We start from the raw sequence: 13,950 nt of genomic DNA, 5'->3' as shown, positions 1-13,950 counted from the left end.
TTCGCGGCCCGGCAGGCATGATCGCGTGGGACCTGGACTACAGGGAGCGCGACGGGGACATGCGACTGCTGGGGCGCAGACGGAAGTCGCAGGATGTTTGCCACGAATGCCGCGCGCCCGTGGCGGCAGACGTTGCCGCATAGGTTTGATCGAGACTGGTTTGGGGTGGAGGGAGTGAGCGGAGCAACTGAGGTGCTGTTAGCCGAATACGAGAATCAGTTACGGGGCCTGCTGCCGCAGGAGCTGCCGTGGGGAGCCGTAGTCGAGCGGGATGGACCGTTGGTGCGAACCCACTACGGAACCCACGGGATTGTCGAGCACACCGCTCTCCTCCGCGGCGATCTGGCGGGACTGATCCGCCGCCAACAGGAGATCTTCGCCGCCCGCTGCGAACCGATCGAGTGGAAGGTCCACTCCCACGACTCACCCCTGCTCGCCGAATCGCTGCGAGCTGCAGCGTTCACGCCAGGGCCGGAACGCACTCTCCTGGCGGCCGACATCGCCGATATTCCGGCACCCGAAGGGCTACGGAGCGGCGCACGCGTACGACCCCACCTCCACGGGGAGCAGGAGCGGCTGCGCCGCATGGCCGCGGCCGCGCCCGAGCAACGACGGCCGCTCACGGAGTTGGAGGCTGATGGAACGGCCCGCGGTACGGGATCGGAGATGGAGGTCCTGGTGCTGGAGTACGACGGGCGGATCCTGGACGCGGTCTGGGTCGAGCGTGTGGGCGGCACTGACTTCGCGGCCATCGGCGGGATCACCCGCCCGCGTCCTGAGCTACTCCACGCCGCGGGGGCCTGGGCAGCGCGGCACGGTCACCGGTACGTGATTCCCGGAAACACGCCACGTCATCTTGTCGCCGAAGCAGTTGACGCCTTTGTCCCCGCCTACGTCGCGGCTGGTTTTCATGAGATCGCCCGGGTGAGCACGTACCGCTGGGCGCCGCCCGGTGAGCCGGCCCGGGAGCGTCCCGCGAAGCAACTCCTGTCCGAACCGGAGCATGACGAGATCTGGAATCGTTTCGAAGCACGGTTCGATGTGACCTACGAGACGGCCGACCGTGGCTTCGCCGAACCTCCGGCTTCCGCCACGTGGCACCTCTACACCGCCGTCCGTCAGGACGACCCGCTGCTCGCCGAGGTGGAGGCGATCGTCGCGCGCGGACTACGGGCCGGCGCCCGGCCCGGCGATTGGCTCTACCGCCTCAAGTGGTACATCAGCGGCTCCCGTATCGACCCGAACCGCGTCGGCGGTCCGGGCCAGCCCCCCTGGTCGAGCTACGCGTACCTTGTCGACGAATACGTGGTCCAAGTCACCGAGGACCTTCGGATGGGCACGTTCGGCAACTGGCGGGAATCTTCCCTCTGTGTCTTCGGCGAGGAACTTCTCGCCCACGTGGACGAGGACCTCACTAACCTCCTCGGCACGGTGCTGCGGCGTGGCGGCCGTCCCGTCGGCAATATTTGGAGCTTCGGCCCCTGAGACCTGCCCCGCGAAGGTGTTGGCAAGATCCCGAGATTGTCCTGACATGCCCTGAAGTCCACTCCGGAACCTACGATCTTGCCTGCTCATCCGTTCCGTCCACCGTCAGCGCATCTGGCACCCGTGCCTGCCGCCGCACGTGACCAGGCTCGGTACGTGCGGTCGGGGCGGCTCCTCGTCAATCGGTTCGCGACCTACTCGGCATCGCAGGTGGTGGCCACGGACCCAGTCGGTTCCGTAGACCTCGTGCCAGTACCTTCGCCCTTCTTGCCCGCCTCGATGGGAGCGTAGCGCCGCCGTTGAAGCTCATCGCGTTCGACGTCCGGGATCGTCATCGATTCAGCAAGCACGGCGGCGAGCGCGTCCACCTGAGTGTTGTCGATGTCAGTGTGGAAGAGCCACCGGATATTCTCATCGCGCGTGATGAGGTCGATCGCCAAGCGCCCGTTTTTGTCCTGTGGGGTCGCTGCTCGGACGTATCGCACTCGGTCAATCGGGATGTCCTGACGGATCTCGCCTTGCTCAAGGAATGCGCTCGTCTTGGCCGTGATGATGCGGCGATCCGTGACGGCGACGAGTGTCTTTGCCGCCGCCTTGTCCATCGCTGCCGCCAACTTCTCCTTCGCCCCGCTGAAGATCGCAGAAACTGGATCGAGGGCATCGAGCTGGTCGGAGAAGCCGAGGACACGTAAAGTCTCACCGTCCTCGAGGAACCACCGCAGAATGCGAAGGTACGGCTCGAGATCCAGCGATTTGGGTGCGCAGGCGACGCCCGGAGCCTCGAGCGGAGGGGCTGGTGGATGGAGAGCATCGGCAAGAGGCTCGAGCGCTTCTAGAAGACGGGCAGAGGTTTGGCGGGCTGCCTTCGAATCCTTCCGCTTCCCCGTCAGTGGCAGTGTGTCGCGTCCGGGGAGCTCGGCGATGATTCGTAGCTCCCGCGTCAGCGAGCCGACGAGGCTCGTCGTCTCGGCGAGAGCGGAGTCGAGCTCCGTGCGAGTGTCGTGCGCAATGGTGTCGACCAGCCGGGCCTCGCCGGCGTCTTCGAGTCCAGCGGCTCTCGCCCGCGCGGCGTGGAGCGCCTGGTATCCGGTCCACGCCTTGAGGGAAGACAGGAGGGCGTTGGCGTCGAAAAGGATCGCCTCGGCGTTCGTCTCGAGATACTCACGGCGGGCGTGTGTGTCGAGCCGGTGGATCTGCCGGATGTGATTGCCGACGTTCAGTCGGTACAGGTCAAGCTGCTTACGCAGGTCCGCCCTTTTGCCCGCGACGGTGTCCCACAGGGACGTCGGGACCGATCCGACCTCTCGCGCCTGGTCAACTACGTGATCGACGGTGGCGACGAGTGCCGTCAGTTCGGCCCACTGTCCGTGGCGGATAGTGGTGAGTACCTGGCTTGTCAACGCGATGTTGGTCCTGACAAGCCCCGTGACCTCACTCAGCTGCATCTGAAGGGCGACCATGGCCAGCGCTGGCCCGATCGCGGCCACGGTCTGTGCCACGCTCACCGCGTTCAAGGGAATGAGGCGGGCCTGACCGACTATCTTGCCGTTGGCGAACACTGCTCCGAGGTTCGCGCCGTCCTTGACGGCGAGTGATCCGCCGGCCTTCAGCAGGGCCTGTGTCGCGTCGCTGATCCTGTAGAGCCCCTGCACGCTGGCGAATGCGTTTCCGAGGTTGCCTGCCACGGTCGCCGTGTTTCCGATTGAGGCGAGGACTGTGGAGATCTGCGTGCGGTCGGCGGCCGGCACGAGCCCAAAGTCGATCAAATCGAGTTTGAGTTCCACCGGGACCTCACCGAAGACGACAGCAACCCCTGGGAGCACCTCCGCCAGGACCGTCGATGCCGTCGTTGAGTCGACGTCTGAGTTGGGCGTCGGATCGTCCGAAATAGGTGAGTCGGCGGTATTGCCCATATCTCTCCCTTTATGCGAGTTCGGACACTCCGGTCTTCTGGCGGGGAAATCTTATTGGAACGGTCTATCCACGCCCCACGGTTCACATGATCACAGTTGCGTCACGATGGCACTATCCGTTCGCTCGCGCGAAACGTGCAAACGTCAGGATTCACCGCGCCACGACGGGGCGTTTGATGCCGGCTGGCTCTATCGACCCGCCACGGCCATGCCGCATTGCGTGCGCATCTCGAGGTACGTCATTTCGCGAAAGAACCGGCCACACACGCCGCGAGTCGCACCCCTGGCCATCCGGACATGCCCCCAAGTGGCACAGCCGGCACGACTCCGGGTTACGGGTGGTCAGCGAAGCGGTTCGGCGGTGGTCCAGGCGCGTTCGAGGCTGGTGAAATAAATGGCTGTGCTGTCTTCGTCCTTGGCCGCCGTCAGGTACGGCACGGGGGCTTGAGCTGCCGGGGTGCCGTAGGCGTGGACGTCCACTAGAGACCGCCGCCGACGTCGAGGACGGTGCCGGTGACATAGGACGCCTGGTCCGACAGCAACCAGGCGACCGCATCGGCGATCTCCTCCGGTCTGCCGGGGCGTCCCATCGGGATGCGGGCCGCCACCCGCTCCGCCCGTCCCGGCTCCCCGGCGCGGGCGTGGATCGTGGTGTCGATGGTTCCCGGCGAGACGGCGTTGACCCGGATCCCCGCCGGGGCGAGCTCCCGGGCCAGTCCCACGGTCAGCGTCTCGACCGCCGCCTTGGTCGCGGCGTAGGCGACGTACTCGTGCGGCGAGCCGGTGCGGGCAGCGATCGAGGAGACGTTGACGATGGCGGGCGGGGGCACCGGTGTGCGTCCGGTCCAGCGCCGCGCCGCCTCCCGGCACAGCCGTACGGGCGCCACCAGGTTCACCTCGACGACCCGCCGCAGATCGGCGTCGGTCAGGTCGGTGAACGGCCCGATCCTGCCGGTCACCCCCGCGTTGTTCACCAGGCCCGCGACCTCACCGACGGACTCGGCCAGCTCGAACAGCCTCTCCGGCGCGTCCTGTTCGGTCACGTCGAGCCGTACGCCGCGGGCGAGGGAGCCGGAGCGGCCGAGCTCGGCCTCCAGCGTCTCGGCCTCGGCGTCCGAGCTCGAGTGCGTGAAGACGACGCCGCATCCGTCCGCGCACAGGCGCCGCACCGTGCTCCGGCCGATCCCGCGCGTCCCTCCGGTGACGATGACGATCGGGTGAGAGGTCATCCGCGTGCTTCTTCCTCGTCTGTCCTGGCCTCGATCGCGTGGACGACGGCGGCCATGTCCAGACCGGCGTGGCCCAGCGCGAGGGTCTCGCCGAAGAGGGTATGGCAGACGTCCAGCAGCGGCGAGGCGATGCCGGCCCGGCGTGCCGACTCGGCGATGAGCCGGTTGTTCTTGAGCACGTCGGCGATGGCGGCCTGGGCGGCGAAGTCGCGCCCGGCCAGCTTCACCGCCTTCACCCGCGACACGTCGCTCGCCATCTGGCCCGAGTTCAGCACGTCCACGAGCAGCCCCACGTCGAGGCCCTGGCGCTCGCCGAAGTGCAGCGACTCCGCGAGGCCGGTGACCGTGGTGATCAGGAAGATGTTGACGGCGAGCTTCGTCAGCAGCGCCTTGGGGGCGGGCCCGCACACCACCGTCTTGACGCACATCGGCTTCAGCAGCGGGCGGACCTCCTCCACGGCCTCCGGCCGGCCGGCGAGCATGGCCACCAGCCGTCCCTGCTCGGCCGGCACGCGGGAGCCGGAGATCGGCGCCTCGACGTAGCCGCCTCCGGCCGCGAGCACGTCGGCCTCCAGCCCTGCCGAGTAGACGGGAGAGGTCGTGCCCATGTGCACCACGACCCGGTCCGCGACGTTGCGGGCGAAGGCGGGCGTGCCCCGCTCCAGCACCGCGTCGATCGCGGCCTCGTCGGCCAGCATGAGGATCACCACCCGAGCCCGCCGGAACACCTCGGCCGCGCTGCCGGCCACCTCCGCGCCCGCGGCGCGCAGCGGCTCGCTCCTGGCGGCCGTGCGGTTCCACACCACGAGCGGGGTTCCGGCGCGGACCAGGTTGAGCGCCATGGGCTGCCCCATGATCCCGAGACCGACGAAACCCACGTCCATCCGTTCGCCTCCCCACGCACGTCCCGTGCCGCCTGACGGCACGCCGGAACCGTTGTAGCCGATGGCGCGGCGGTGGTCTTGAACGATTGTGCTCGTCGGGGGTTCCGTCACTCCGCGCCGGCCACGGCCCCCGTCACGAACCGGCCGGCTCGCGCCGGCTCAGCGCCTCGTAGACGAGGGTGCCGACGGCCACGAGGGCGACCACGACACCGTAGACCAGTGCGGTTTCCCGCAGGCCCTGCGTGGTGATGGCTATCCCGGCGATCAACGCCGGGATACTGAAAGCCAGGTAGCTCACCACGTAGATCGCGGAGATCAGCGCACCTCGCTCATGCGGCGCCGCGAGCTGGCTGACCGTCCGGAAGGCGCCGAGGTAGGCCGGCCCCCACCCGGCGCCGGCGACGAGCGTCGCCGCGACGAAGACGGTCAGCGAAGACGACGCCACGGCGACGATCAGCAGAATCGTTCCGAGGAGGAGCAGCAGCGTTCCCTCGCGCTGGAGGCGCTCCGGTGCACGCTTCCTGAGCAGCACGGACGCCAACGCCGAGACTGCGGCGAGCGCTCCGAGCGTGAGGCCGATCGCCGCGTGGTTGTGCTCGTCGAACACCGCGGCGAGCAGCGAGGCCCCGACGGAGAGGATCAGCCCGCCGAGCATCCACGTGGAGACCATGACGGGGACCGCGCGCAGGAACGCACGCTTGGCCGGCGCGGGGACGAGCACCTTCGGGCGCAGCGCGGCGGCGGCGCCGGGGGTCCGGGCGACGGTCTCCGGAAGCACCGCCGTCGCGATCGCGAGGACGATGAACGCCGCCGTGAGAATCACGAAGATCAGCCGGGTGGGGTGCGGGGCGTACTGGATCAGCACCCCGGTCCCGATCGTGCCGATGCTCAAGCCTGCGGTAGTGGCCGCGCCGTTGACGAGCGATCCGAGCCGCGAGCCGTCGGCGGGTTGCAGGTCGAGCAGGTACGCGCCGACCACACCGATCGCGGCACCGGTCGCGAGGCCCTGGATGACCCGGGCGGCGAAGAGGGCGGCGACGCCGTGCGCGCCGAGGAAGACGGCCATCGCGGCCGCCTCGGCGACCAGCGCCGCGGCGAGGACCGGCCGGCGGCCGAGGAAGTCGGAGAGCCGTCCCACCGTGAGCAGACTGACCAGCAGTGCGAGCACGTAGACGGCGAAGATCCCCGTGAGCGTGAGGGCGCTGAAGCCGAACTCGGCCTGGTACACGGGATAGAGGGGGCTCGGCGCGCTCGATGCGGACAGCAGGATGGCGGTGGTGCCCGCCACCAGCCAGAAGGCCGCGGCGCGCGGCAGCGCCGGGAGGCCGCGGCGTCGTATCGCCGGGGTGTCGAGGGCGTGCTGTCGTTCGTGCAGGCGACTTGTCATCGTGGCTCCGGGCTGGCGTTCGAAACAGATCGAACGGTTGTAACCGCCCCGCCCCGCATTTAGTTCCAAAAATCTCGAAATGTTCGCCCGCCGTGACGCGTGAGCTTCCCCACTGCCGGAGCCGACGATGCCGATCACGGTGACAGGTTGGCCGTGGAAGGGGGGCGGCCGGGAACAGGTCGCGCGGGTACGGCTGGTCACGCCGCAGGTCGCCGGCGCCGTCAGGACAGCAGCTCGTTGATCTTGTCGCGAGCGACCGTGGCGAGGACGCCCGCCCTGTGCGGCTGGCCGCGCAGGAACGCCTCGGTGAAGTGCTTGGCCTGCTCGTACTTCACCTTGCCCGGCATCGGCGGCTCGTTGGGATTGACGTCGCAGTCCACCAGGGCCGGCCCGTCGTGCGCCAGGGCCTCGCGGATCGCCCCCGGCAGGTCCTTCGGGTCCTTGATCTTCGCGCCGTACGCTCCGCAGGCGCGGGCCCAGGCGGAGAAGTCGGCCTCGGGCTGCCGGTGCCGCACGGCGTACTCGGGGTAGCCGAGGATGATCTGCTCCCACAGAATCTGCCCGTAGCTGTTGTTGTTGTTGACCACGACCTTGATGGGCAGGTCGTGCCGCACGGCGGTGAGGAAGTCGGCCATGAGCATGGCGAAGCCTCCGTCGCCCACGAAGGCGATCACCTGGCGGCCGGGGAAGGCGTGCTGGATGCCGATGGCGTACGGCAGGCCCGGGGCCATGGTCGCGAGGTTGCCCGACAGGTAGAACTCCCGCCCGCCGCGGATCGTCCAGTGCCGCGCGGCCCACGTCGCGATCGTCCCGGAGTCGCAGGTCAGGACGGCGTCGTCGGAGGCCGCCTCGTCGACGCAGCCCATGAGGTACTGCGGCGCGATGGGGTCGCGCGAGGGGTCCTGCAGCGCCTTCATGTCCTTCCGCCAGGTGTCCATCTTGCGCTGGTACTTCTCCAGGAACGACCGGTCCTTCGCCGGTTCGATCATGGGCAGCAGTGCCTGCAACGCCAGTTTGGCGTCGGCGGCGACCGGGGCCTGCGTCGGCCGCCGGATGCCGAGCAGGGTGGGGTCGACGTCGATCTGCACCACCCGCGCATGTCCCTCGGGCGGCAGGAACGTGCCGTAGGGGAAGGACGTGCCGACCATGAACAGCGTGTCGCACTCCTCCATGAGCTCCTCGCTCGGCGCGGTGCCGAGCAGGCCGAGCCCGCCGGTGGTGAGCGGGTGGTCGTCGGGCACCACGAACTTGCCCGGCAGGCTCTTGACGATGGGGCTGGCCAGCCTGTCGGCGACCGCCAGCACCTCCTCGCGGGCATGCCGCGCGCCGACGCCGACGAGCATGGCGATCTTCTTGCCCTGCCGCAGCACCTCGGCCGCCCTGGTCAGGTCCTCCTCGACCGGCCGTAGCGGCGGGTCGGAACAGGTCGTCAGGCTCGCGGGCGGGGTGCCGGGGCCGACGTGCCGGTACGGGTCCTCGCTCGCAGGCGCCACCTGGATGTCGTTGGGGAAGGTCAGGTGCGACACCGTCCGCCTGGTCAGCGCGTTGCGCACCGCGAGGTCGACCACGCCGGGCATCTGCTGTGGATTGGTGACCATCAGGTTGTAGGCGGCCAGGTCCTGGTAGAGGCGGTCGAGGTGGACCTCCTGCTGGTAATGGGTCCCCAGCACCGCGGTCTCCTGCATGCCGGTCAGGGCCAGCACGGGGACGTGGTCGAGCTTGGCGTCGTACAGGCCGTTCAGCAGGTGGATGGCACCCGGCCCGGAGGTCGCGGCGCACACGCCGAGACGGCCGGTCGCCTTCGCGTAGCCGGTCGCCATGAACGCGGCGGCCTCCTCGTGGTGCACCAGGATGAACCGCAGCTCCTTCCGGTGCCGGCGGAAGCCCTCCATCAGGCCGTTGATCCCGTCACCGGGGAGCCCGAAGATCGTGTCGACCCCCCACTCCACCAGCCGCCGGGCCAGGCTCTCACCCACGATCTCGGTCATGTCCGCCTCCGATCGACAGCGGCCGTACGGGCGCCCCGGCGTCCCCGTGTGCCCTCAGCGGCCCCGCGCTCTGCCCCTGGCGGCCGTTGCGGCCCGGTGACCGCCCCGCCGGCCGAGGGCGTACGCGGCGACGAGGCCGGCGGCGACGGCGAGCCGCTTCGGGGATGACAGCGCGGACTTCAGCTGTTTCGCGCCGCCCTTCGGGTCGGCCACGGCGCCCGCGACACTGCCGATCGCCGACGCCAGTCTGTCGCCCGCGCTCTTCACCGCGTTGCTCCGAACATTCATGATCGACTCCGGCATCGAACGGCTCGCGTCACCCGATCAGCTCGCGGCTTCCGAACGGCTCGCGCGACGAGCCCTTCCCGCCCCTCGAACCCGTAAACGACGCCCCAGGTCACGGCGGCTTTGTCCGCAGCAGACCCGGATGTCGCGCGGGCGGCAGGGTGACCGAGTGCGGCGTGTGCTCGGGGGTCATTTCCGGGTCACCGCCATCACTCCGGCAGCGGCGGCCCAGATGCCGATGAGCGACCCGACCGGGAACAGGGGGTCGAACCGGTCGGTGAACGCGATCGTGGCGGAGGCGAGCGCATAGGCCAGCCCGCCGGCCAGGCCGAGCGCGAGCGTGATGCGGTTGCCGACCGTCCGGGTGAGGCCGCCGGCGACGGCGAGGAACGCGATGCTCAGGCCCCAGAGCGTGTCGATGGTCGTCTCGTTCCACGTTTGCATCGTGGAGATGATCGTCGGCTGACCCGCCGCGAGGGAGTCGGCCTCCAGCGCGGCGAACAGGTGCGCCGCCATACCGACGGTGGCGAGGGCGCCGATGCCGGCGACGACCTTGGTCGCCGCGGCCATGCTCCTGCCGACGTCGCGGCGTGAGATCGCGAAGATCCCGGCGGCGAACAGGCCCATCGAGAGCAGCAGCAGCGCGTGGGAGGGATACCAGCTCGGCTGCACAAGCATCTCGTGCAGCTGCTGGACCTTGTCGCCCTCGCCGCTGTCGCCGGGATGGGTGGCGCCGCCGGCGATGAAGGTGATGCCGCCCAGCACCAGGCAGATGCCACTGACCCGGTTGAGCCGCGAGACGGTGGAAGGGCGCGTCGTGACCGGCGTGCTCATGGTTGCCTCCTCGTGCATGCCGTTGATGGGTCAACGGTGGCCGACAGGCGTCCTTCGCGGATGCGTGCAGACCCTGCTCTTCCGCAGGGAAAACCCTCATTCGCAGGGGCGTTCGGCTGTGTCACCATTCCGGTGTGGCCGCAGCGGCGAACGCGTACGAGGAGGCCCCGCCGGCCGCCCGCGAGGCGGGACTCGGCGTGGTGGCGCTGGTGGTCGCCGTGCTCGTCGGCTACGGGTGGCATCTCGGGTTCCACCTCGCGAACGCCCACAACGGGCTGATCGCGGCGTCGTGGACGGCGGTCGGGCTCTACGTCGTCCGGATGCGGCCCCGGCACCGGGAGGGCTGGCTGTTCGTGGCCACCGGTGTGGTGCACGCCGTGATGTTCTTCGGCCGGCAGTACGGCCTGCACGAAGGTCCGCTGCCGGCGGCGTCATGGCTGGGGTGGGTCGGCGTCTGGCCGCTGCCGCTCGCGATCGCGGCGTTCGGCTGGATGCTGATGGCGTTCCCCGACGGCAGGCTGCTCTCCCGGAGATGGCTCGGTGCCGCATGGGGCATGGCCGCGGTGGCGGTCGCGATGGCGACGGCCTCCGCGTTGTGGCCGGTGGAGTACGACCGGACCGGTCTGGTCGCGCCGCACCCGTTCGATGTGCCGGGGGCCGCGGCGGCCGCCCGGGCGTGGGAGTACGCGCAGTTCGGCTACCTGCTCTTCCAGGCGCTCGGGACGGCCGCGATCGTGATCCGCCTGCGGCGCACCGGCGGCGACGAGGCGCGCCGGATGCGGTGGCTGACGTTCGCGGTCGTGATGGACCTCCTGATCCTGGCGACCGGCGTGGTGATCCTCGGCAGCCCGGTGCCGGGGTTGCTCGTCTTGCCGCTCGTGCCGGTCGCCGCCGCGTTCGGGATCTTGAGGCACCGGCTCTACGACATCGATCCGGTCATCAACAAGACCATCGTCGTCGGAGCGATGCTGCTGCTCATCACCGCCGGCTACGTCGCGCTCGTGGTCGGCGTCGGCGGGCTGGTGCCGGTAGAGGAACGCTGGCGGTCGCTGTTCGCGACCGCCGTCGTCGCAGTGGTGTTCGAGCCGTTGCGGCGACGTGCCCAGCGTCTGGCCGACCGCCTCGTCTACGGGCCGCGGGCGACGCCGTACGAGGCGCTGTCCCGGCTGTCGGCTCAGCTCACCGCGGCACCTGAGGAGCTGCTGGACGGGATCGCCGCGACGGTCGCGAGCGCGCTCGGCGCAAGGGAGGTGGTCGTCTGGGTCGGCGACGAGGCGTGCATGGTCCCGCGGGCGGGCTGGCCTCACCCCGTGGGCCGGGTCGATCCTGCGCCTCTGAGCGGGCTGCACCATGCACTGCACCATGGACTGCATCACGGGGGGCCGCGCTGGCACGTGCGGCCGATCGTCGACCAGGGCACTGCCCGTGGCGCGATCGCCGTCCGCAAACCGCCCGGTGAGCCCCTGACCGCGGCCGAGGAGCGGCTGCTGACGGACCTGGTCGCGCAGACCGGTCTGGTGATCGTCCAGCAGGAGCAGGCTCAGCAGTTGCAGGCGGCCGCGCGGCGCATCGTCTCCGCGGAGGACGCGGCCCGGCGGCGCTTGGAGCGTGACCTCCATGACGGCGTGCAACTCCGGCTGGTGACGCTGGGGCTGGAGCTCGGCGCTCTCGCCGAGCAGGCGAAGGAGTCCGGCGACGGCCTCCTCGCGTCCAGGGCCAAAGACGCTCGCGCGCACCTGCTGGAGGCCACGGCGGATCTTCGCGAACTGGCCCGCGGCCTGCATCCCATGGTGCTCGCGCAGGACGGTTTGGAAGCCGCGCTGGCCGCCGTGGCCGACAGGTCCGCCATCCCCGTGCGGCTGCGGGTGAGTGTCGCGAGCAGACTGCCACGCGAGATCGAGGCGACGGCGTACTACCTGGTCAGCGAGTCGATCACGAACGCGGCGCGGCACTCGGCGGCGAGCGTGGTGACCGCCGACGTCACCATAGGTGGCGATGGGCTGCGGATCGTGGTGACCGACGACGGTCGCGGCGGTGCACGGCCCGCGGCGGGCAGCGGGCTGCAAGGGCTCGCGGACCGGGTCGCCGCGTTGGGAGCCAGGCTCGAACTCGACAGCCCTGCCGGTGGTGGGACGCGACTCAGGACGGTTCTGCCATGCGGGTGATCGTCGCCGACGATGCGCTGCTGTTCCGGGAGGGGATGACGCGCATCCTCACCGAGATGGGTTTCGAGGTGATCGGCCAGGCGCGCCATGGTGCCGAGCTGGTCGGCCTGGTACGCCGGGATCCACCCGCCGTGGTCATCACCGACCTGCGAATGCCGCCGGGCTTCGCCGACGAAGGCATCGAGGCTGCCACCGAGATCCGGTGTTTCGCACCGCAGGTGGGACTCATGCTCCTGTCGCAGTACGTCGAGGTGCACCACGCACTGCGGCTCATGAACGAGTTCGACGGCGCGGTCGGTTATCTCCTCAAGGACCGGGTGTCGGATCTCGGAGCGTTCGCCGTCGACATCCGCCGGGTCGCGGCCGGCGAGGTCGTCATCGACCCGGAGCTGGTGTCGCGGCTGGTCGGCCGCCGCAGGGAACACGACCCCCTCGCCGAGCTGACCGATCGCGAGCGCGAGGTCCTGGCGCTGATGGCCCAGGGCCTGACCAATGCGGCACTGGCCAAGGAGCTTTTCGTCAGCCCGAAGACCGTCGAGGGCTACGTGCGCAGCGTCTTCACCAAACTCGGTCTGGCGCCGGGCGAGCGGGAGCACCGGCGCGTGCTGGCGGTGTTGCAGTTCCTGCGCAAGCCCTGACCCATCGTCGGCGACATGCCCGGACGGCTCGTCCGGAGCGCCGGCTCATCCGGGATGACGGCGCAGCAGGAGCATGGCGGCGTCGTCGGGGAAGGGGCCGCCGGCGTGGCGCAGCATGTCGGCGCGCAGTTCGTCGAGGGCCGCCTGCGGATCGTCGCTCCGCAGCAGATGCGCCCGCTCCGCGAGCGGATAGAAGCGGCCCTGACGGTCGCGGCACTCGATCACGCCGTCGGTGTAGAAGAGGATCTGGTCACCCTCCTCGAACGGCACCCGGTGGGGCTTGGGCCGTGGCGACCCGAGCGCGCCGAGCCCGAGCGGGAGGGCCTCCTCCTGCGGCTCCGCGAAGTGGACGCCGCCGTCGCGCCGCAGCACGAGAGGGGCGGGGTGGCCGCAGTTGAGCAGGGAGATCTCCCCCTCATGCACCTCCGCGAGTATGGCGGTGACGAACTTCTCGCCGCTCAGGTGCCGGGCCAGACTGGTCTCCACGCGCTCGACCACACCGGCGAGTTCGGACTGGTCGTAGGCGGCCTCACGGAACGCGCCGAGCACCCACGCCGCGGTTTCGACCGCCTCCAGGCCCTTGCCCTGCACGTCGCCGATGAGAATCCGTACGCCCTCCGGGGTGGTCACCACCTCGTAGAGGTCGCCGCCGATCTGGGCCTCCGCGGCGGCGGAGGTGTAGGAGAGCGCGATCCGCAGGTCGCTCGCGCGGCGGGGGACCGGGCGCAGGAGCACCCTCTGGGCCGCCTCGGCGACGAGGCGGACATTGGCCAGCTCGCGCTCGCGCCGGTTGCGCAGTCTGCTGGCCAGCATGCTCGCGGCGGTGACGCCGACGATCGCGGCGAGAGTGAGGTAGTTGCTCGTCCGGCCGAGCAGGCCGTCGTACACGGCGAGGGGGACGCAGATGGCGAGGGCCAGCACCCCCACCAGGGCCGTGCGGCGCACGCTGCCCGTCACCGAGGCGAAGGCCGGGCCCAGCGTGAGGAGCGCCAGGAAGCCCACACGGGGTCCGGTGATCAGGTCGACCACGACGACCAGGAGAATCGCGATGAACGGCAACGCACGCAGGACGCTCTGGGAACTCATCGCGACTCCATAGCCGGCCCCCACCGTCAGCACATGATTCCTTTGATGGCTTTACT

12 protein-coding genes are annotated in these 13,950 nt (G+C 69.9%); 3 read left to right on the top strand and 9 right to left on the bottom strand.

The features are described 5' to 3' along the window. Positions 1-192 precede the first annotated feature (192 nt). Positions 193-1,485, top strand: a complete 1,293-nt coding sequence (locus ACGFIB_RS20450; protein ID WP_393373956.1) for a DUF2716 domain-containing protein — start codon at positions 193-195, stop codon at positions 1,483-1,485. Positions 1,486-1,679: 194 nt separating this feature from the next. Here the strand turns inward: ACGFIB_RS20450 and ACGFIB_RS20445 are convergent, their stop codons facing one another. The 8 genes from ACGFIB_RS20445 to ACGFIB_RS20410 form a co-directional block, all read right to left on the bottom strand. Beyond that, on the bottom strand, positions 1,680-3,398 hold the full coding sequence (locus ACGFIB_RS20445; RefSeq protein WP_393373953.1) for a hypothetical protein: 1,719 nt from the start codon (positions 3,396-3,398) through the stop codon (positions 1,680-1,682). 342 nt (positions 3,399-3,740) lie between these two features. Then, positions 3,741-3,878 (bottom strand): hypothetical protein, encoded by a 138-nt coding sequence (locus ACGFIB_RS20440; RefSeq protein WP_393373950.1) that lies wholly within the window; start codon positions 3,876-3,878, stop codon positions 3,741-3,743. Next, a complete protein-coding gene (locus ACGFIB_RS20435) occupies positions 3,878-4,627 on the bottom strand; it encodes an SDR family NAD(P)-dependent oxidoreductase (protein ID WP_393373947.1) in 750 nt (249 codons plus the stop codon). The genes ACGFIB_RS20440 and ACGFIB_RS20435 overlap by 1 nt, the downstream gene beginning before the upstream one ends. Beyond that, positions 4,624-5,511 carry an NAD(P)-dependent oxidoreductase gene (locus ACGFIB_RS20430; RefSeq protein WP_393373945.1) on the bottom strand — a complete coding sequence of 296 codons (888 nt, stop codon included), beginning with the start codon at positions 5,509-5,511 and terminating at the stop codon, positions 4,624-4,626. Before ACGFIB_RS20430 ends, ACGFIB_RS20435 begins: the two co-directional genes overlap by 4 nt. A gap of 133 nt (positions 5,512-5,644) precedes the next feature. Beyond that, positions 5,645-6,898 (bottom strand): MFS transporter, encoded by a 1,254-nt coding sequence (locus ACGFIB_RS20425; RefSeq protein WP_393373942.1) that lies wholly within the window; start codon positions 6,896-6,898, stop codon positions 5,645-5,647. Between the two features lie 221 nt (positions 6,899-7,119). After that, entirely contained in the window at positions 7,120-8,886 is a 1,767-nt protein-coding gene (locus tag ACGFIB_RS20420) for a thiamine pyrophosphate-dependent enzyme (RefSeq protein ID WP_357243660.1), read from the bottom strand. A gap of 54 nt (positions 8,887-8,940) precedes the next feature. Further along, positions 8,941-9,174, bottom strand: a complete 234-nt coding sequence (locus ACGFIB_RS20415; RefSeq protein ID WP_357243657.1) for a hypothetical protein — start codon at positions 9,172-9,174, stop codon at positions 8,941-8,943. Between the two features lie 186 nt (positions 9,175-9,360). Beyond that, positions 9,361-10,005 (bottom strand): hypothetical protein, encoded by a 645-nt coding sequence (locus ACGFIB_RS20410; protein ID WP_393373939.1) that lies wholly within the window; start codon positions 10,003-10,005, stop codon positions 9,361-9,363. Between the two features lie 134 nt (positions 10,006-10,139). On the opposite strand from ACGFIB_RS20410, the gene ACGFIB_RS20405 reads away from it, so the two are divergent. Further along, positions 10,140-12,170: a sensor histidine kinase gene (locus tag ACGFIB_RS20405; RefSeq protein ID WP_393373937.1), complete on the top strand. Its 2,031-nt coding sequence runs from the start codon at positions 10,140-10,142 to the stop codon at positions 12,168-12,170. Continuing rightward, on the top strand, positions 12,161-12,808 hold the full coding sequence (locus ACGFIB_RS20400; RefSeq protein WP_142574886.1) for a response regulator transcription factor: 648 nt from the start codon (positions 12,161-12,163) through the stop codon (positions 12,806-12,808). The genes ACGFIB_RS20405 and ACGFIB_RS20400 overlap by 10 nt, the downstream gene beginning before the upstream one ends. A gap of 45 nt (positions 12,809-12,853) precedes the next feature. Here ACGFIB_RS20400 and ACGFIB_RS20395 read toward each other — a convergent pair whose 3' ends face one another. Then, positions 12,854-13,894, bottom strand: coding sequence for a PP2C family protein-serine/threonine phosphatase (locus tag ACGFIB_RS20395; RefSeq protein ID WP_142574887.1), 1,041 nt, complete (start codon positions 13,892-13,894; stop codon positions 12,854-12,856). Between the last annotated feature and the right edge of the window lie 56 nt (positions 13,895-13,950).

The sequence above is a fragment of the Microbispora bryophytorum genome, from assembly GCF_043197435.1.
Taxonomy (GTDB): Bacteria; Actinomycetota; Actinomycetes; order Streptosporangiales; family Streptosporangiaceae; genus Microbispora; species Microbispora bryophytorum.
This window is presented reverse-complemented; position numbering and strand designations above follow the sequence as displayed.

What these genes read in the sequence shown, in the direction of transcription:
- ACGFIB_RS20425 (WP_393373942.1), bottom strand. Translation starts at nt 6,898, where the DNA reads ATGACAAGTCGCCTGCACGAACGACAGCACGCCCTCGACACCCCGGCG.
- ACGFIB_RS20400 (WP_142574886.1), top strand. Translation starts at nt 12,161, where the DNA reads ATGCGGGTGATCGTCGCCGACGATGCGCTGCTGTTCCGGGAGGGGATG.
- ACGFIB_RS20415 (WP_357243657.1), bottom strand. Translation starts at nt 9,174, where the DNA reads ATGAATGTTCGGAGCAACGCGGTGAAGAGCGCGGGCGACAGACTGGCG.
- ACGFIB_RS20395 (WP_142574887.1), bottom strand. Translation starts at nt 13,894, where the DNA reads ATGAGTTCCCAGAGCGTCCTGCGTGCGTTGCCGTTCATCGCGATTCTC.
- ACGFIB_RS20435 (WP_393373947.1), bottom strand. Translation starts at nt 4,627, where the DNA reads ATGACCTCTCACCCGATCGTCATCGTCACCGGAGGGACGCGCGGGATC.
- ACGFIB_RS20420 (WP_357243660.1), bottom strand. Translation starts at nt 8,886, where the DNA reads ATGACCGAGATCGTGGGTGAGAGCCTGGCCCGGCGGCTGGTGGAGTGG.
- ACGFIB_RS20445 (WP_393373953.1), bottom strand. Translation starts at nt 3,398, where the DNA reads ATGGGCAATACCGCCGACTCACCTATTTCGGACGATCCGACGCCCAAC.
- ACGFIB_RS20410 (WP_393373939.1), bottom strand. Translation starts at nt 10,005, where the DNA reads ATGAGCACGCCGGTCACGACGCGCCCTTCCACCGTCTCGCGGCTCAAC.
- ACGFIB_RS20430 (WP_393373945.1), bottom strand. Translation starts at nt 5,511, where the DNA reads ATGGACGTGGGTTTCGTCGGTCTCGGGATCATGGGGCAGCCCATGGCG.